This is a genomic window from Pelomonas baiyunensis (assembly GCF_043555935.1).
In the GTDB taxonomy this organism is placed as follows: Bacteria; Pseudomonadota; Gammaproteobacteria; order Burkholderiales; family Burkholderiaceae_C; genus Pelomonas; species Pelomonas baiyunensis.
This window is the reverse complement of sequence record NZ_JBIGIB010000002.1, coordinates 480198-496530: the sequence shown is the minus strand read 5'-3', so window position 1 is coordinate 496530 and position 16333 is coordinate 480198. Positions and strand designations below refer to the sequence as shown.

The 16333-nt window shown below is 66.7% G+C and carries 14 protein-coding genes; 8 read left to right on the top strand and 6 right to left on the bottom strand.

All coding sequences use genetic code 11. The features are described 5' to 3' along the window. Positions 1 to 62: 62 nt before the first annotated feature. The 3 genes from ACG01O_RS08650 to ACG01O_RS08640 all read right to left on the bottom strand — a co-directional run bounded on the left by ACG01O_RS08650 (position 63) and on the right by ACG01O_RS08640 (position 3969). Positions 63 to 1046 carry a hypothetical protein gene (locus ACG01O_RS08650; RefSeq protein ID WP_394383558.1) on the bottom strand — a complete coding sequence of 328 codons (984 nt, stop codon included), beginning with the start codon at positions 1044 to 1046 and terminating at the stop codon, positions 63 to 65. Between the two features lie 143 nt (positions 1047 to 1189). Continuing rightward, complete coding sequence (locus ACG01O_RS08645; RefSeq protein WP_394383556.1) at positions 1190 to 3229, bottom strand: M3 family metallopeptidase; 2040 nt, start codon at positions 3227 to 3229, stop codon at positions 1190 to 1192. Positions 3230 to 3306: 77 nt separating this feature from the next. Further along, positions 3307 to 3969, bottom strand: a complete 663-nt coding sequence (locus tag ACG01O_RS08640) for a hypothetical protein (RefSeq protein WP_394383555.1) — start codon at positions 3967 to 3969, stop codon at positions 3307 to 3309. A gap of 106 nt (positions 3970 to 4075) precedes the next feature. On the opposite strand from ACG01O_RS08640, the gene ACG01O_RS08635 reads away from it, so the two are divergent. From ACG01O_RS08635 to argG, 3 genes are read left to right on the top strand one after another with little or no spacing between them, the layout of a single operon-like run. Next, a complete protein-coding gene (locus tag ACG01O_RS08635; RefSeq protein ID WP_394383553.1) occupies positions 4076 to 4636 on the top strand; it encodes a YaeQ family protein in 561 nt (186 codons plus the stop codon). Then, entirely contained in the window at positions 4633 to 4899 is a 267-nt protein-coding gene (locus ACG01O_RS08630; protein ID WP_394383551.1) for a GNAT family N-acetyltransferase, read from the top strand. Before ACG01O_RS08635 ends, ACG01O_RS08630 begins: the two co-directional genes overlap by 4 nt. Before the next feature lie 14 nt (positions 4900 to 4913). Further along, on the top strand, positions 4914 to 6230 hold the full coding sequence (argG, locus tag ACG01O_RS08625) for an argininosuccinate synthase (RefSeq protein ID WP_394383549.1): 1317 nt from the start codon (positions 4914 to 4916) through the stop codon (positions 6228 to 6230). Between the two features lie 192 nt (positions 6231 to 6422). Here argG and ACG01O_RS08620 read toward each other — a convergent pair whose 3' ends face one another. Further along, entirely contained in the window at positions 6423 to 7238 is an 816-nt protein-coding gene (locus ACG01O_RS08620; RefSeq protein WP_394383547.1) for a DNA ligase, read from the bottom strand. Further along, the gene (gene murB, locus ACG01O_RS08615) at positions 7238 to 8317 is read right to left on the bottom strand and encodes a UDP-N-acetylmuramate dehydrogenase (RefSeq protein ID WP_394383545.1); all 1080 of its coding nucleotides are present in this window, start codon (positions 8315 to 8317) and stop codon (positions 7238 to 7240) included. The genes ACG01O_RS08620 and murB overlap by 1 nt, the downstream gene beginning before the upstream one ends. Positions 8318 to 8357: 40 nt before the next feature. Here murB and ACG01O_RS08610 point away from each other — a divergent pair, with 40 nt between their 5' ends. The 4 genes from ACG01O_RS08610 to xdp1 all read left to right on the top strand — a co-directional run bounded on the left by ACG01O_RS08610 (position 8358) and on the right by xdp1 (position 13423). Then, the gene (locus ACG01O_RS08610) at positions 8358 to 8846 is read left to right on the top strand and encodes a YajQ family cyclic di-GMP-binding protein (protein ID WP_394383543.1); all 489 of its coding nucleotides are present in this window, start codon (positions 8358 to 8360) and stop codon (positions 8844 to 8846) included. Further along, a complete protein-coding gene (locus tag ACG01O_RS08605) occupies positions 8846 to 9508 on the top strand; it encodes a retropepsin-like aspartic protease family protein (protein WP_394383541.1) in 663 nt (220 codons plus the stop codon). Before ACG01O_RS08610 ends, ACG01O_RS08605 begins: the two co-directional genes overlap by 1 nt. Before the next feature lie 69 nt (positions 9509 to 9577). Then, complete coding sequence (prsT, locus tag ACG01O_RS08600) at positions 9578 to 12388, top strand: XrtA/PEP-CTERM system TPR-repeat protein PrsT (protein WP_394383539.1); 2811 nt, start codon at positions 9578 to 9580, stop codon at positions 12386 to 12388. 156 nt (positions 12389 to 12544) lie between these two features. Next, on the top strand, positions 12545 to 13423 hold the full coding sequence (gene xdp1 / locus ACG01O_RS08595) for an exosortase-dependent surface protein XDP1 (RefSeq protein WP_394383537.1): 879 nt from the start codon (positions 12545 to 12547) through the stop codon (positions 13421 to 13423). A 187-nt stretch (positions 13424 to 13610) separates the two neighbouring features. Here the strand turns inward: xdp1 and acs are convergent, their stop codons facing one another. Further along, on the bottom strand, positions 13611 to 15572 hold the full coding sequence (acs, locus tag ACG01O_RS08590) for an acetate--CoA ligase (RefSeq protein ID WP_394383535.1): 1962 nt from the start codon (positions 15570 to 15572) through the stop codon (positions 13611 to 13613). Positions 15573 to 15691: 119 nt separating this feature from the next. On the opposite strand from acs, the gene ACG01O_RS08585 reads away from it, so the two are divergent. Then, positions 15692 to 16321, top strand: coding sequence for a TIGR00645 family protein (locus ACG01O_RS08585; protein ID WP_394383533.1), 630 nt, complete (start codon positions 15692 to 15694; stop codon positions 16319 to 16321). Positions 16322 to 16333 lie beyond the last annotated feature (12 nt).

Genomic DNA, 16333 nt, shown 5'->3' with positions numbered 1-16333 from the left:
CCCCGGGCGCTGCGGCACGGCCTCGGGTCGGCCCGCCGCCGTGGAGCCTGCTACTGAGCAGCTCAGCGCAAGTCAGCCCAGTTCTTCAGCACGCTGGCCTCGAACACGCCGTCACCTTCGGCGTCCAGTTCCAGCCGCGCCTGCACCGCGTTCACCGCGGTGATGCGCAGCGTGGAGTTGCCCTTACCACGCACCAGCAACACGCCGCTGCTGGGGTAGTCATCCGAGCCCTGAATCACCAGCTCCTGGGGCGTGGACACCTGCACCTGCTTGTTGTCGAACACGCTGCTCAGCAAGGTACCACCGTAGGTGAAGCGGATGCGGGCACTGCCGTTGACGGTGTCTTCCTTGAGGCTCAGCTGCACATCGGTCAGCGTGGTTGAGAAGCTCTGACCGGCCACACGCCCGGTCAAGCTCAAGCGCGGCACCGTCAGGCCGAATTCGCTCGTGCCGGCCACCGTCTGGCTGAAGCTGGCCGTCAGGCTGCCGTCGCCCAGCAGGGAATTGCTGCCCTGGCTGACCCCGAAGGCCGTGAGCTTGAGCGTCAGGCCTGCGCTGAAGCTGCGGCTGCCATACACCCCGGTGAGGCTTTGCAGACTCAGGTCCACCCGGCCTTGGGTGACCGCGCCGTCGAGCTTGCAGGCGGCGGCATCGAGCGACAGGCTGTCTCCCACCTCGAACTCGCCGTTGTTGTTCAGGTCCGAGAACGTGACGGACAGGCTGCCACCCTGGTCGCACGGCACCGCGATCGGCCCCACCACGGCCAGGGCTTGGGGTCGGCCAGCCGCCTGGGCGTGGCGCAGCGCGCCGGCGCCCCCGACACGCCCACTGGCGCTGCCACTCACCAAGCCGCTGGCATTGCCCAGGTAGAAGGCACTGGACATGCTGGCCTGGCCGACCGCCAGGTAGTTGCTGGCGCTGAGGCCGAGCACGTTTTGGTCGGGGCTGTCCGGCGTGACCGGGCTGCTGGAACCGCCGCCACCGCAGGCGGCCACACCGAACGCGACCGCCGCCACGAGGCCGGCACGAGACAAGATCGTTGACATGGGCGTCTCCCTGAATGAAGCCGCCAGCGCGGGTGGCCGGCGACGGATCGATTCAACGTGACCCATGTGACACCGGATGACGTCGCGCGCCATCCCCCATCTTGCAAAGTGCAAGCTCTGCCTTGCGGCAGGTTGCAAATGCGTCAGTTGAGCAGCAGCCCGCGGTCCTTGAGCATGGGCTCCACCACCGGGTCGCGCCCACGGAACGCCCGGAACGCCTCTCCCGGCTCGCGGCTGTTGCCGGCCGACAGGATGCACGCCCGCAGGCGTGCGGCCACCTCGGGGTCGAACGCGTCGCCCGCCTCCACAAAGGCATCGAACGCGTCGCAATCCAGCACCTCGGCCCACAGGTACACGTAGTAGCCCGCCGCATACCCCGCACTGCTGAACAGGTGCTGGAAGTGCGTGAGCCGGTGGTTCATCCCCACTTCGGCCGGCAGGCCCCAGGTGGCCAGGGTGTCGCGCTCGAAGGCCACCACATCGGCCGGCGCCTCGGGCAACGCGTGCGCAGCCAAGTCCACCAGCGCACTGGCGGTGTAGCGCAGCGTTTCATAGCCCTGGCCGAACTGGCGTGCTGCCTGAAGCTTGGCCAGCAGCGCGTCCGGTAGGGGCTCGTCGGTCTGCCAGTGCCGCGCAAACTGCTTGAGCACCGAGGGCTCGGCCATCCAGTGCTCGTACAGCTGCGAGGGCAACTCCACGAAGTCGCGCAGCACCTGCGTGCCCGCCAGGCGCTCGTACGCCACATCGCTCAGCAGCCCGTGCAAGCCGTGACCGAACTCGTGGAACAGCGTGCGCACATCGTCAAAGCTCAGCAGCGTGGGCTCGCCCGCGGCACCGCGCGCAAAGTTGTTGTTGTTGAGGATGATGGGCGTGGCACCGAGGGCGCGGCTCTGGTTGCGCAAGGGGTTCATCCAGGCCCCGCTGCGCTTGGTGGGGCGGGCGAAGTTGTCTTGCATGAAGAGGCCGCGCAGCGAGCCGTCGGCATTCAGCACCTCGTAGGTGCGCACATCCGGGTGGTAGCCGGCAATGTCGGGCCGGGCCTTGAACTGCAGGCCGAAGAGTCGGCTGGCGCAGTCGAACATGGCGGCGACCATGCGCTCGAGCGCGAAGTAAGGCTTGACCTCGGCTTCATCCAGATCGAACCGGGCCCGGCGGGCCTGCTCGGCGTAGTAGCGCCAGTCCCACGCCTCCAGCGGGTGGTTGGCGCCGGCCGCCGCCATCGCGCCTTGCACGGCTTCGCGCTCGCGCGCTTGGGCGGCCAGCGCGGGGTGCCACACGCGCTCCAACAGGCCCAACACGGCTTGTTGGCTCCGGGCCATGGTGTCTTCCAGTGCGTAATCGGCATAACAGGCATGACCATGCAGGCGCGCTTGCTCGGCGCGCAGGGCCAGGATGTCGCGGCAGATGTCGCGGTTGTCGGTGGCGCCGGTGTCGTCGCCCCGGCCCACCCACGCACGCCAGGCTTGCTCGCGCAGGTCGCGCCGCGCGCTGAAGGTGAGGAAGGGCACGATCAGCGAGCGCGACAAGGTGATGACATGCACTCCGGCGTCCAGCCCGCGGTCCAACGCCGCCTGTCGCGCTGCGGCGCGCACGAAGTCGGGCAAGCCGGCCAGGTCGGCCTCGTCGGTCAGGCGCAGCTGGTAGTCGCTTTCAGCCGCCAGCACGTTCTGGGCAAAGCGGGTGTTCAGCTTGGCCAGCTGGGTCATCACCTCGGCATAGCGGGCGCGGGCCTGCGGCGCCAGTTGCGCGCCAGCGCGTTGAAAGTCCAGGTGCATGCGCTCGAGCAGTCGCACTTGCTCGGCGGTGAGCCCCAGGCCGGCGCGCTGCTGGTACAGGCTGTCGACCCGGCGGAACAGGCCCTGGTGCATGAACACCGCACTGCTGTGGGCGGCCAGCGGCCCGGCCAATTCGCGCTGTGCCGCCTGCAGCGCGGGCGACGTGGCGGAAGCTGCTAGGGTGTAGAACAGGTGCTCCAGCTGCGTCAGGGCACGGCCCGAGGCGTCCAGCGCAGCCACGGTGTTGTCAAAACTCGGCGGCTCGGCCTGGCTGGCGATGGCCTCGATCTCGGCCAGGTGCTGGGCCAGCGCGGCCTGGAACGCGGGTGCGAAGTGCTCCGCCTGCAGGGCGTCAAACGGCGGCAGGCCGTGTGCGCCCGTCCAGGGCTGCATCAAAGGATTGCTCATGGGAACTCCAGAAAGAATTCAGGGCCGCCCCCGGGATGGGGTGCGGCCCTGTGCGTGGTGTCAACAGCGCGGCGCGATCACTTGCCGGCGGCCGCCTTTTCCTTGCGGATGGCCTTTTCGTCGTTTTCGTCGTACGGCTTGTTCTGGCACTCGGCCTTCCACTTGTCGCTGGCGTCGAAGTGCTTCTCCGTGCGGTCTTCGATGGCCTTGAACTGCGCGTCCAGCGCGTCCACCTTCTCGGCAAACGCCTTGCGCTTCACGCCCTGCTCGGCGTCGGCCGCCTTGAGGGCGTCCACCATCGGGCCGAAGGCTGCAGCGCGGGCCTGATAGGCCTCGTTGCGGGCCTTGAGCTCGGCCTTGTCGAGCTTGGGGGCCTCGGCGGTCAGGGTTTCGTGGGCCTTCAGGATGCCGTCGCGCTCGGCCTTCACATCCGCCACTTGCTTGGCCAGCACACCTTCGGCGGCTTCCAAGGTGCCCTTTTCGGCCTTGAGCTTGTCCGCGTTGGCCTTGTAGGCCGCTTGGTCGGTCTTGATGGCTTCGGCTTCCTTGCTGTTGGCGTCTTGCTGGTCCAGGCAGGCGCGCAGTTCGTCGCGCGACATCAGCTTGACCTTGGGCTTTTCAACGACCGGGTTGCTGACCTTGTTGTTCTTCGGGTCGACCTTGGCCTTGGTGTTGTTCGTAATCTGGGCCTGGGCGGAGACGGCGACAACCAGGGCCAGCGGAAGGAGGATGCGTTTCATGGCGAGCGCGCAACGCGGGGTTGCGAAGGTTCAGAAGCTGAAGCCGGAATCATGCCACGAGGCTTCACCGCGATAATGGCGGGCTGCCCTCAGTCTCCCCAGCTTCATGGCGCTCAAAGCCACCATCTACAAAGCCCAACTGCAGATCGCCGACATGGATCGCCATGTCTACGGCGACCACAACCTCACCCTCGCCTGTCACCCCAGCGAAACCGAGGAGCGGTTGATGATTCGCGTGCTGGCGTTCGCGCTGAACGTGCCGGCCGACGACCTGCGCGGCCGGCTGGAGTTCACCAAAGGCCTGTCCGACGTGGACGAACCCGACCTCTGGCAGCTGGACCTCACCGGCGACGTGGTGCATTGGATCGACCTCGGCCAGCCTGACGACCGCCGCCTGATGAAGGCCCACGGCCGCAGCGAGCGCGTCAGCGTGTACAGCTTCGCATCCAGCACCGATGTCTGGTGGCGCAACCTGGAAAACAAGCTCACTCGCGCGCCCAAGCTGACCGTCTGGCAAATCCCGGCCGACCAGTCGCAAGCCCTGGCCCAACTGGCCGAGCGCAGCATGCAGCTGCAGATCAGCATCCAGGACGGCAGCGTCTACGTGTCCACCGCCACGGCCAACGTGGAGATCCACCCGGTCGCGTTGAAGGTCGCCAGCGCATGACCCCGCAGCACGAGCCGGATCGCCAGCGCTTCACGCTGCCCACCACCCCGGTCAGCGTGCTGGACTACCACCGTGGCGGTGACCGCATCACCTTCACCCAAACCGGCGTGCCCGATGCCTACCGCGGTCAAGGCCTGGCCGCGCAGCTGGTGCAGGCCGGCCTGGTCTGGGCCCGCGATCAGGGCCTGAAGGTCGTGCCCGCCTGCAGCTACGTTCACCTCTACATCCAGCGCCACCCCGAGTGGCAAACCCTCCTCGCCTGAAGAAGAGACTCTCCATGTCCACCATCCTGCAATCCGTTCCGGTCGGCCAAAAGGTCGGCATCGCCTTCTCCGGCGGCCTCGACACCTCGGCCGCGCTGCACTGGATGAAGAAGAAGGGCGCCCTGCCCTACGCCTACACGGCCAACCTGGGCCAGCCCGACGAGCCGGACTACGACGAGATCCCGCGCAAGGCCATGCTGTACGGCGCTGAAAAAGCCGTGCTGGTGGACTGCCGCGCCCAGCTGGTGCACGAAGGCATTGCCGCGCTGCAGGCCGGCGCCTTCCACATCAGCACGGCCGGCGTGACCTACTTCAACACCACGCCCATCGGCCGCGCCGTGACCGGCACCATGCTGGTGGCCGCCATGCAGGCCGACGGCGTGAACATCTGGGGCGACGGCTCGACCTTCAAGGGCAACGACATCGAGCGTTTCTACCGCTACGGTCTGCTGACCAACCCGTCGCTGAAGATCTACAAGCCCTGGCTGGACCAAACCTTCATCGACGAGTTGGGCGGCCGCGCCGAGATGTCGGCCTTCATGACCGCCAACGGCTTCGCCTACAAGATGAGCGCCGAGAAGGCCTACTCGACCGACTCCAACATGCTGGGCGCCACGCACGAGGCCAAGGACCTGGAGCACCTGAACAGCGGCATCAAGATCGTGAACCCCATCATGGGCGTGGCGTTCTGGCGTGAAGACGTCGCCATCCAGGCCGAAGAGGTGACGGTGCGCTTCGAAGAAGGCGTGCCGGTGGCGCTCAACGGCGTCGAGTACCGTGACCCGGTGGCCCTGCTGGCCGAAGCCAACAAGATTGGCGGCCGCCACGGCCTGGGCATGAGCGACCAGATCGAAAACCGCATCATCGAAGCCAAGAGCCGCGGCATCTACGAAGCCCCCGGCCTGGCACTGCTGCACATCGCCTACGAGCGCCTGGTCACCGGCATCCACAACGAAGACACCATCGAGCAGTACCGCATCAACGGCATGAAGCTCGGCCGTCTGCTGTACCAAGGCCGCTGGTTCGACCCGCAAGCCATCATGCTGCGCGAAGCCGCCCAGCGCTGGGTGGCCCGCGCCGTGACCGGCGAAGTGGCCCTGGAACTGCGACGTGGCAACGACTACTCGCTGCTGGACACCCGGAGCCCCAATCTGACCTACGCGCCCGAGCGCCTGTCCATGGAAAAGGTGGAAGACGCACCCTTCAGCCCGGCCGACCGCATCGGCCAGCTGACCATGCGCAACCTCGACATCACCGACACCCGCAGCAAGCTGGGCATCTACACCGGCACCGGCCTGCTGTCCGGCGGCGGCCTGCCGCGCCTGGAGTAAGGGTTCAACCGGCAAACAGGCACTTGGCAGACCAGAAGCAAATACTGTATAAATGCACAGTATTCGTTGAGGAGCCCTGCCATGCACAGCCAGTACCGCCAGAACTACATCCCCAACCCGCCGCTGCCCCGCTGGCTGGAACGCCTGCTGCGCTGGCTGTGAGTCAGGCGCCGCGCCCAGCGCGGCGTTCCGTCAGAAATCGTCGGCCACGCGCAGGAAACTCGCGAACCGCGGTTTGCCGGCCGGTGTGACGTCGCGGTAGCGGTAGGTGACCCGGCTGCCCACCGCCGGCGGGTTGCGGCGAAGCGCGTCGCTGAACCCGGTGCCCAGCCGGAACCGCACGCCTTCCGGCGTTTCCACCAGCAAAGCGCCCATGAGTCCGGCCAGGCGCCCCTGGCCCGGTTCCACCCCCACCACGGTCGCCTCAGCATCCGCCTGAGGTTTCAACTTGAGCAACCAATCGCTGCGGCCGGTGGCCAGCGGCGCGTCGGCGTGGTGCAGCATCAGGCCTTCTCCCCCCTGCGCCACCATGGCTTGCAGGTGCGCCTGCAAGGCGGCGGGTGAATCCAGCCTCAGGTGCTGAACCGGCTGGATCACGGCATTGGCGAACGTCTGCAACCGTGTGGCGCGCTCCTCGAACCGCCCTGCGCCCGCTGGCAGTTCAAATACGCAGTAGCGAATCTGCCGCCATTCCGCGTCCACTGGCTCCTGACGCCGCACGGCGGCCGACAGCGCATCGAAACTGCGGCGCCCCATCCACAACTCGCCGTCCAGCGCCTCCTGGGGGAGTGCGGCCAGGAACCACGCCGGCGCCGACACCGGGCGCCCGCTGCGGAACGTGAGCCGCTGCCCGTCCCACAGCGCCCGCACGCCGTCGAGCTTTTCGCTGACGAGGTAAGGCCGCGGGTCCAATCGGGCTGGCGCATTGCGGGCCAGCAAGGGCTCCAGCGCCCACGCCGGCGCCCCGGCTGCGCCCAACACGGCCAGCAGGGTTCGCCGGCGCAGCATCACAGCACCACCGGTTCCGGCTCCAAACGGATGCCGAACCGCCCGTAGACACTTTCCTGAATCGCCCGAGCCAACGTCACCACTTCTGCTCCTCGCGCATCGGCCTTGTTGACCAGCACCAGGGCCTGCTTGTCGTACACCGCAGCACCCCCCACCGTTTTGCCCTTCCAGCCACAGGCATCGATCATCCAGCCGGCCGCCAGCTTCACGCTGCCGTCCGGCATGGGGTAGTGCACGATGCCCGGGTCGCGGCCGATGATGTCCTTGCACTGCTCGGCCGACACCACCGGATTCTTGAAGAAGCTGCCCGCGTTGCCAATGACCTTGGGGTCCGGCAGCTTGGCCCGGCGCACGGCCACGATCCAGTCAAAAATCTGTCGCGCATCAGGCTGCGTGATGCCCGTTTCAGCCATCTTGCGCTCGATTTCCAGGTAGCCCAGCACCGGCTGCCACGGCCGCGGCAGGCGGAACCGCACGCGGGTGATGACGCTCTTGCCCGCCAGCCCGCCGAAATCGCTGTGCTTGAACACGCTGTCGCGGTAGCCGAACCGGCACACATCGGCCGGCAACAGCGCCGGCCGGCCAGTGATGAGGTCCATCACCTCCACCGCTTCCAGGCGGTCCTTCACTTCAATGCCGTAGGCGCCAATGTTTTGCACCGGCGCAGCACCCACCGTGCCGGGAATCAGCGCCATGTTCTCCAAGCCGGGGTAGCCATGGTCCAGCGTCCAGCACACCAGGTCGTGCCAGGCCACGCCGGCACCGGCCTCCACGATCCAGGCGTCCTCTCGGGTCTCCAGCAAGCGGATGCCCTGAATTTCCACTTTCAACACCACGGCGTCGACGTCCCGGGTCAGCACCAGGTTGCTGCCGCCCCCGAGCACGAACTTGGGCGCACGGCCCAGCTCGGGGTGGTCCACCACGCGCCGCACATCGGCGGCTTCGCGGATGCGCACCAGGCGTTGCGCCACGGCCGGCAGGCCGAAGGTGTTGTAGGGCTTGAGGTTCACGCCAGCCTCGATGACGAGGCCGGAGGTGTCGGGGGCTGAAGACTCAGCGGACAGCGGGGATGCGGGCATGGGAAAATTTTCGCTGATTCAACCTCTCCCAAGATTTGCCATGCCCAGCTTTGACGCCGTCCTCGAACCCGACCACGTGAAAATCCGCAATGGGGTGGACAACGCCATCAAAGAGATCGGCACCCGCTTCGACTTCAAAGGCACCGGTGCCAAGGTCGAACTGAAGGACAAGGAAATCCACGCCACAGGCGACAGCGAGTTCCAACTCGAACAGATCGAGACCGTGCTGTACGGCAAGCTCACCAAGCAAGACGTGCTGATCAGCTTCCTGGACAAGCAGGAAAAGATCGAAAAGCTCGGCGGCGACAAGGTGCGCCAGGTCTACAAGATCAAGGAAGGCATCGACGCGCCGCTGGCCAAGAAGATCGTGACGGCCATCAAGGAAAGCAAGCTCAAGGTGCAAGCCAGCATCCAAGGCGACGTGGTGCGCGTGACCGGCAAGAACCGCGACGATCTGCAGACCGGCATCAACCACCTGCGCAAGTCCTTCCCCGACACGCCGCTGAACTACACCAACTTCCGCGACTGATGCTGCGCCGCCCACTGGCTGCGTTGGCGCTGCTCGCCGCATGCGCGCCCTGGACCGGCGCGCTGGCGCAAGCGTCTGCCACCCGTGTGCAGTTGCAAGGCACGATGGGCGCGCGCAGCGCCCTGCTGCTGATCGACGGTGAGCCGCGTACGGTGCAGGTCGGCGGCTCCGCGCAAGGCGTGAAGCTGCTGGCGCTGGACGATGGCCGTGCCACGGTCGAGTTGGGCGGCCAGCGACTTGAATTGACGCTCGGCGCGGCCCCCGCCCGCCTGGCACCCAATGCAAGTACGGCTGGCCGGCAGATCGTGCTGCCCATGGGCTCAGGCGGCCACTTCACCAGCACGGGCGCGATCAACGGCCGGGCGACACAGTTCATGGTGGACACCGGCGCCACGTTCGTCGCGCTCAGCCAAGGCGAGGCCGATCGCCTGGGGCTCAAGTACCAGACCGGCCGCCGCGTGGCCACGCAAACGGCGAATGGCATCGCAGCGGCTTACGGCGTGCAACTGGCCACCGTCCGCATCGGCGACGTGGAACTTCGCAACGTGGAGGCCATCGTGGTGCCCGGTGCCATGCCGCAGGTGCTGCTGGGCAACAGCTTCTTGACGCGATTTCAGATGCGCCGCGAGAACGACGTCATGACCCTTGACCTGCGCTACTGAGGCCGGCGCCCACAGCGCGGGGCCATCTGCAAGAATCCGGCGCCCTTCGTTTGCCGCCGGCCCGCCTCAATGACCCCTCGCCCCGCCCTGCTCTCCGGCCTGCTGGCCGCCCTGTTGATGTCCGGCACGCCGGTGGCGCAGGCGCAAGACGCGGCCAAGGCGTCGCGGTTCTACGAAGACGCCTTGCAGCGCTACGAGAAGCGCGACATCAGCGGGGCCATCATCCAGCTCAAGAACGCCCTGCAGGCCGACAAAACCCAGCTGTCGGTTCACGTGCTGCTCGGCAAAGCGCTGCTGGCCAACAGCGAGCCGGGCGCTGCTGAAGTGGCGTTTGCCGAAGCCATCCGCCTGGGCGTGGACCGTGCCGAGGTGGCCCTGGGTCTGGCCGCCGCACTCATGGCGCAGGGCAAGCAACCCCAAATGCTCGAAGACCCGCGCCTGGCGCCCAACGGCCTGCCGGTGGGCATCAAGCAAGCGCTGCTGCTGGAGCGCGCCGTCGCGCAGTCCGACACCGGCGACGCCAAAACCGCGCTGGCCACCGTCGCCGAGGCGCGCACGCTCAACCCCAAAGATGCCAGCAGCTGGGTGGCCGAGGTGCCGCTGCGCGTGCGCGCCCGCCAGTTCCCCGAAGCCATGGCCGCGGCCGACCAGGCCCTGAAGCTGGACGCGCAAAACGTGGAGGCCCTGTACCAAAAGGCCTCGGTCTACCACGCGATGAACGACATCGCCCAGGCGCTGGCACAGTACGACAAAGCCGTCAAAGTGCAGCCCCAGCATGCCGAGACGCGCCTGGCCCGCGCGGGCCTGCTGATCGACCTGGGCCGCGACACCGACGCCGCGGCCGAACTCGACGAACTGCAAAAGCTCAAGCCCAACGACCCGCGCGGCACCTACCTGCGCGCCGTGCTGGCCGAGCGAGCCGGAAATGCCGTCGCCATGAAGGCGGCGCTCAAGAAGATCACCGACCTGCTGGACCCGGTGCCGGTGGCCAACATCCGCTTCCGCCCGCAGTTCCTGATGCTCAACGGCCTGGCGCACTTCACGCTGGGCGAGCTGGAAAAGGCCAAGCCCTACCTGGAACTGGCCGTGAAGCAACAGGCCGGCAACCCGCTCAACAAGTTGCTCGCGCAGATTGCCTTGGCCGAGCCCAACGTCGGCCGCGCGGCCGACTTGCTGGAAGGCTACGTCAAGGCCCGCCCGGGCGACGGCCAGGCCCTGCTGATGCTCGCTTCGGCCTACATGGGGCAGGGCAAGCACGCCAAAGCCGCCGCGCTGATGCAAGACGCCCTCAAAGCCGCAGACTCGCCGCAGTACCGCACGGTGCTGGGTCTTTCGCTGCTTCAGAGTGGCAACGCGCCCACCGGCGCCGACGAGCTGGCCCGCGCCTACAAGGCCGACCCCCGCCAAACCGCGGCGGGCCTGGCCCTGGTCACCGTGCACCTGCGCAACAACCAGCTGGACAAGGCCCTGGCCACGGCCGACACCTTGGCCAAAGCGCAACCCAGCAACCCCACCGTGCTGATGGTGCAGGCCTTTGCCAAGACGCAGGCCAAAGACTACGTCGGCGCCCGCGCCGCCTATGAACAGGTCGCCAAGCTGGACCCGAAGCTGGTGGACGCCCAATTGGGCCTGGCCCGGCTGGATGCCCTCGCCGGCCGCCACGCCGAGGCCGACCGCCGCCTGCGCACGCTGCTGCGCACCGAGCCGCGCAACGTGAACCTCTTGTTCGAGTTGGCGCTGGTCAACGAGCTCTGGGGCAAGAACGACGACGCGCTGAAATGGCTGGAGGAAAGCGCCGCCGCCAGCGGCCCGCGAGACACGCGCCCCAACTTCGCCCTCGTGGCCTGGCTGCTTCGCCAAGGCCAGCCGGCACGCGCGGTGGAAGCGGCCAAGACCCTGCTGGCCAAAACGCCGGACGACGTTGAAGCCTTGCAGGCCTACGCCGCCGCCCAGGCCGCCAACAGCGACCCGGCCGGCGCCCGCGCCACGCTCACGAATGCATCGCGCCGCGCCGCCTTTGACACGCCGAAGCTCATCGACGTGGCGCGTCAGCAGATCTTGGTCAGCGACCTCGCCGGCGCCGCCTACAGCCTGGACAAGGCCCTCAGCGGCACGCCCGAGTCGCTGCCCGCCCAAGGCTTGCTTGCCAGCGTGGAGCTCTCGCAGGGAGATCCGGCCAAGGCCGAAAAGCGCGTGCGGCAGATCATTCAGAACGCACCCAAGAATCCCCTGGGCTACACGCTGCTGGGCGACGTGGCGCTGGCACGGGGCCAGGGCATGGCCGCGGTCGACGCCTTCAAACAAGCGCACGACCTCGAGAAATCCGGCGCCAGCCTGCTCAAGTGGATCAAGACCCTGGCCAGCCAGGGCCAGCTCAAGCCGGCGCTTGACGCGGGCGACGCCTGGCTCAAGCGCTCGCCAGGCGACGCCATCGTGTTGAGTGGCCTGGCTGAAATGAATGTGCGCGCCAAAGACTTCGGCGCCGCGCGCCGCCATTACGAAGCCCTGATCAAGCTGCAACCCAACCGGGCCGACGCGCTTAACAACCTCGCCAACGTGCTGATCGCCCTGAAAGACCCGGCGGCCGTAGCCACGGCAGAGCGCGCACTGAAGCTTGACAGTCGCAACGCCACCTACCTCGACACGGCTGGCTGGGCCCACCTCGTTCAGGGCAACAACGTCGACCGCGCGCTGCAGTTTTTGCGCGATGCCCGCCTGCGGGCACCTAATGACGGTGAAATCCGATATCACCTCGGCGCGGCACTCGCCCGCGCACAGCGGCCGGCCGAAGCCCGCGTGGAGTTGGAGGCGGCATTGCAGTCGCCGCGCAGCCTGAGCAGCGTTGACGACGCAAAAAAACTGCTAGCCTCACTCAAGTGAGGGGGCCCGAGGCATCGCCGCGGGTGTCGGCGCTCCTTACAATTTTTCAACGATTTAGGGGGATGCCAGGGCAAGTCACTGATTTGCAAGCGCATCCACACCATGGCACGAAAAGTGCTTCAGATCGTCCAGTCAAATTCTGATCCCCGCAACACCATGACCGTCAAGACCTTCCGCGCAACGCCCTGGGCCACCCTGATCGCAGGTCTGTGCCTGTCCGGTGCAGCTTCGGCCAATTGGACGTTCGAGAACCAGACGATCACGCCGATCGGCACGGCCGGGACGACCACGATCACCAGCAAGGATGCCGTCGCCAGCACGGCCACCGTGCAACTGGCTGCGTTCTACGCCACAAACGCCAACTTCGGCGCGGCCTCTGGCGCTTCCACCTGGGCAGCAGCCACGCTGACCAACCAAAACGGTTCCGGTCAGGGTGTGTGCTCGACGAACGACAACGGCGCGGGTGGCTGCGGCACCCCGAATCACGCCATCGACAACGTGGTGAACACCGAAGGCGTGCTGCTGCAGTTCAGCAGCAGCGTCATCCTGAGCAGCATTGGCCTGGGCTGGACCAACAGCAGCTCTTCGGTGGACGTGTCGCTGTTCCGCTGGACCGGCGCTGGCAACCCGACGGGCCTGGAAGGCAAGACCGCCAAGTCCATGACGGGCTGGGAACTGGTGGGTAACTACGGTGACATGGCCGTCGACACCACGCCGATTTACAACGTGGTGAACACCAGCCAAGCCAACGGATCGGGCGCGGGCGGCAGCTCCAACAAGGGCTCCAGCTGGTGGCTGATCAGCGCCTACAACTCGGCCTTCACCAGCACGGCCTCGCAAACGCGCGATGCTGGAACGCTGACGAATGGCGACGACTACTTCAAGCTGTTCGGCGTAACAGGCACGACCTGCTCGTCCGTCAAGGGCGCGGACTGCGGCGGCAAGCGTCTGCCGGAGCCGGCATCGCTGGCCCTGGTGGGTGGCGCGCTGCTGGGCATGTTCGGCCTGCGCCGCCGCAAGTCGTCGGCAGTCTAAAGACACGCTGCATAGCGAAAAGGGCACTCGAAAGAGTGCCCTTTTTCTTTGCCCCCACCACTTGCACGAGGCGAGATTCGTCCAGGGGCCGCGCCGTCATCGCCGGCAAAACCCCGAGCAAGAACCCGCGTTGCCCTGCAGCGCCATGCGCCGCAGGGCCACCCGCGGCGCAGGCCGCTGCGCGGGGTCAGTACGCTTGGCCCAGTTGCTCCAGGATCGCCGGGTTTTCCAGCGTCGAGGTATCTTGCGTGACGCTCTCACCCTTGGCGACCGAACGCAGCAAGCGCCGCATGATCTTGCCGGAGCGGGTCTTGGGCAGGTTGTCGCCGAAGCGGATGTCCTTGGGCTTGGCGATGGGACCGATTTCCTTGGCCACGTGGTCGCGCAGTTGCTTGGCGATGGCCTTGGCTTCATCACCGCTGGGGCGAGGACGCTTCAGCACGACAAACGCGCAAATCGCTTCGCCCGTGGTGTCGTCCGGACGACCGACCACCGCCGCCTCGGCCACCAGCTCGGTGCAACTCACCAGCGCCGACTCGATTTCCATCGTGCCCATGCGGTGGCCGGACACGTTCAGCACATCATCAATGCGGCCGGTGATGGTGAAGTAACCCGTTTCCGCGTCGCGAATGGCGCCGTCACCCGCCAGGTAGTAGCCCTTGAGCTCCGCCGGGTAGTAGCTCTTCTTGAAGCGCTCCGGGTCACCCCAGATCGTGCGGATCATGCTGGGCCACGGCTTCTTGACGACCAGGATGCCGCCCTGCCCGTTGGGGACGTCGTTGCCCGTTTCGTCCACGATGGCCGCCGTGATGCCCGGGAAGGGCAGCGTGCAAGAACCCGGCACGAGATTGGTCACGCCGGGCAGCGGCGTGATCATGTGGCCGCCGGTTTCGGTCTGCCAGAAGGTGTCGACGATGGGGCAGCGGCGTCCGCCCACGTGCTCGTGGTACCACTCCCAGGCGGCGGGGTTGATGGGCTCGCCCACCGACCCGAGCAGCCGCAGCGAGGACAGGTCGTAGCTCTTCGGGTGCACTGCGTCGTCCGATTCCGCCGCCTTGATGAGCGAACGGATGGCGGTGGGCGCCGTGTAGAAGATCGTGACCTTGTGCTTCTGGATCATCTGCCAGAAGCGGCCAGCGTCCGGGTAGGTCGGCACGCCTTCGAACACGATCTCGGTGCCGCCCAACGCCAACGGGCCGTAGGTGATGTAGCTGTGGCCCGTGACCCAGCCGATGTCGGCCGTGCACCAGAACACATCGTTGTCCTTCAGGTCGAAGGTCCACTTGGTGGTGAGCGCCGCGTGCAGCAGGTACCCGCCGCTGCTGTGCTGCACGCCTTTGGGCTTGCCGGTGGAGCCGGAGGTATACAGCAGGAACAGCGGGTGCTCCGCCTCCACCCACTCGGGCTCGCAAGTCGCGGGCTGGCTGGCGGTCAGCTCGTGCAGCCACAGGTCGCGGCCAGCCACCCAGCCGATGTTGCCGCCGGTGCGCTTGTAGACGATGACGTCCTTCAGCGTGGGGCAGCTGTTGTCGGCCAATGCCTCGTCCACGATGGCCTTGAGGGGCAACGCCTTGCCGCCGCGGCATTGCTCGTCCGCGCAGATCAGCGCCACGGCACCGGCGTCTTGCACGCGGTCGCGCAGGCTCTGCGCGGAGAAGCCGCCGAACACGACCGAATGCGTGGCGCCGATGCGCGCGCAGGCCTGCATGGCCACCACACCCTCGACCGACATCGGCATGTAGATGACGACGCGGTCGCCCTTCTGAATGCCGCGGGCCTTCAGCGCGTTGGCCAGCTGGCTCACCTTGGCGAGCAGCTCGGCGTAGGTGACGGGGGTGACGGTGCCGTCGTCCGCTTCAAAGATCAGCGCCGTCTTGCTGCCCTTGCCGGCCTCCACATGGCGGTCCAGGCAGTTGTAGGACACGTTGAGCTTGCCGTCTTCGAACCACTTGAAGAACGGCGCCTCGCTGTCGTTCAGCGTTTTGGTGAAAGGCGTCTGCCAGGTGATCAGTTCACGGGCCAGACGAGCCCAGTAACCGGCGTAGTCCTTCTCGGCCTCCGCCACCAGCGCCTGGTAGCCGGCCTCGCCCTTGACGTGGGCCTGGGCCACCCATTCCGGGCTGGGTGCGTAGGTGTTCAGCGTGCTCATGAAACAGTCTCCTGAAAGTGCTTGCGGCGGACTGTGCGGGGGTCGACTGACGATGCCCTGACGACTTTGTCACGAACGGCGCCCCTAGAATTTCAGCTGCTTTCACCTTGAAGTTGCCCATGCGCCCTGATCCCCAACTGCGTCCCCTGCCCCGCCTGATCTTCGCCAGCCGCTGGCTGCAGTTGCCGCTGTACCTGGGGTTGATCCTGGCGCAGGCGGTGTACGTGTTTCAGTTCTGGACGGAGCTGGTGCACCTGATCGAAGCCGCCCTGGGCGACCAGCATGCGCTGGAACTGCTCGTGAAGAGCATTGGCTACAAGAGTGCGGCGATCAAGGACGCCGCCGGCGTGAACGTGATCGGCTATGAGCCCATCGCCAAGCTCAACGAGACCATCCTGATGCTGGTGGTGCTGGGCCTGATCGACGTCGTCATGATCTCCAACCTGTTGATCATGGTGATCGTGGGCGGATACGAGACCTTTGTGTCCCGCATGGACCTGGACGGCCACCCCGACCAGCCCGAGTGGCTGAGCCACGTGAACGCGTCGGTGCTGAAGGTCAAGCTCGCCACGGCCATCATCGGCATCAGCTCCATCCACCTGCTCAAGACCTTCATCAACGCCGACAACTACACCGAGAAGACCCTGATGTGGCAGACCCTGATCCACGTCGCCTTCCTGCTGTCGGCCATGGCCATCGCCTACACCGACCGACTGCTGCCCGCGCCCGACAAGCACGACGCGCACTGAACCCCGAACCCT

Excerpts from the sequence above, each read along its gene's own strand:
- ACG01O_RS08650 (WP_394383558.1), bottom strand. The coding sequence starts at position 1,046 with ATGTCAACGATCTTGTCTCGTGCCGGCCTCGTGGCGGCGGTCGCGTTC.
- ACG01O_RS08645 (WP_394383556.1), bottom strand. The coding sequence starts at position 3,229 with ATGAGCAATCCTTTGATGCAGCCCTGGACGGGCGCACACGGCCTGCCG.
- ACG01O_RS08640 (WP_394383555.1), bottom strand. The coding sequence starts at position 3,969 with ATGAAACGCATCCTCCTTCCGCTGGCCCTGGTTGTCGCCGTCTCCGCC.
- ACG01O_RS08635 (WP_394383553.1), top strand. The coding sequence starts at position 4,076 with ATGGCGCTCAAAGCCACCATCTACAAAGCCCAACTGCAGATCGCCGAC.
- ACG01O_RS08630 (WP_394383551.1), top strand. The coding sequence starts at position 4,633 with ATGACCCCGCAGCACGAGCCGGATCGCCAGCGCTTCACGCTGCCCACC.
- argG (WP_394383549.1), top strand. The coding sequence starts at position 4,914 with ATGTCCACCATCCTGCAATCCGTTCCGGTCGGCCAAAAGGTCGGCATC.
- ACG01O_RS08620 (WP_394383547.1), bottom strand. The coding sequence starts at position 7,238 with ATGCTGCGCCGGCGAACCCTGCTGGCCGTGTTGGGCGCAGCCGGGGCG.
- murB (WP_394383545.1), bottom strand. The coding sequence starts at position 8,317 with ATGCCCGCATCCCCGCTGTCCGCTGAGTCTTCAGCCCCCGACACCTCC.
- ACG01O_RS08610 (WP_394383543.1), top strand. The coding sequence starts at position 8,358 with ATGCCCAGCTTTGACGCCGTCCTCGAACCCGACCACGTGAAAATCCGC.
- ACG01O_RS08605 (WP_394383541.1), top strand. The coding sequence starts at position 8,846 with ATGCTGCGCCGCCCACTGGCTGCGTTGGCGCTGCTCGCCGCATGCGCG.
- prsT (WP_394383539.1), top strand. The coding sequence starts at position 9,578 with ATGACCCCTCGCCCCGCCCTGCTCTCCGGCCTGCTGGCCGCCCTGTTG.
- xdp1 (WP_394383537.1), top strand. The coding sequence starts at position 12,545 with ATGACCGTCAAGACCTTCCGCGCAACGCCCTGGGCCACCCTGATCGCA.
- acs (WP_394383535.1), bottom strand. The coding sequence starts at position 15,572 with ATGAGCACGCTGAACACCTACGCACCCAGCCCGGAATGGGTGGCCCAG.
- ACG01O_RS08585 (WP_394383533.1), top strand. The coding sequence starts at position 15,692 with ATGCGCCCTGATCCCCAACTGCGTCCCCTGCCCCGCCTGATCTTCGCC.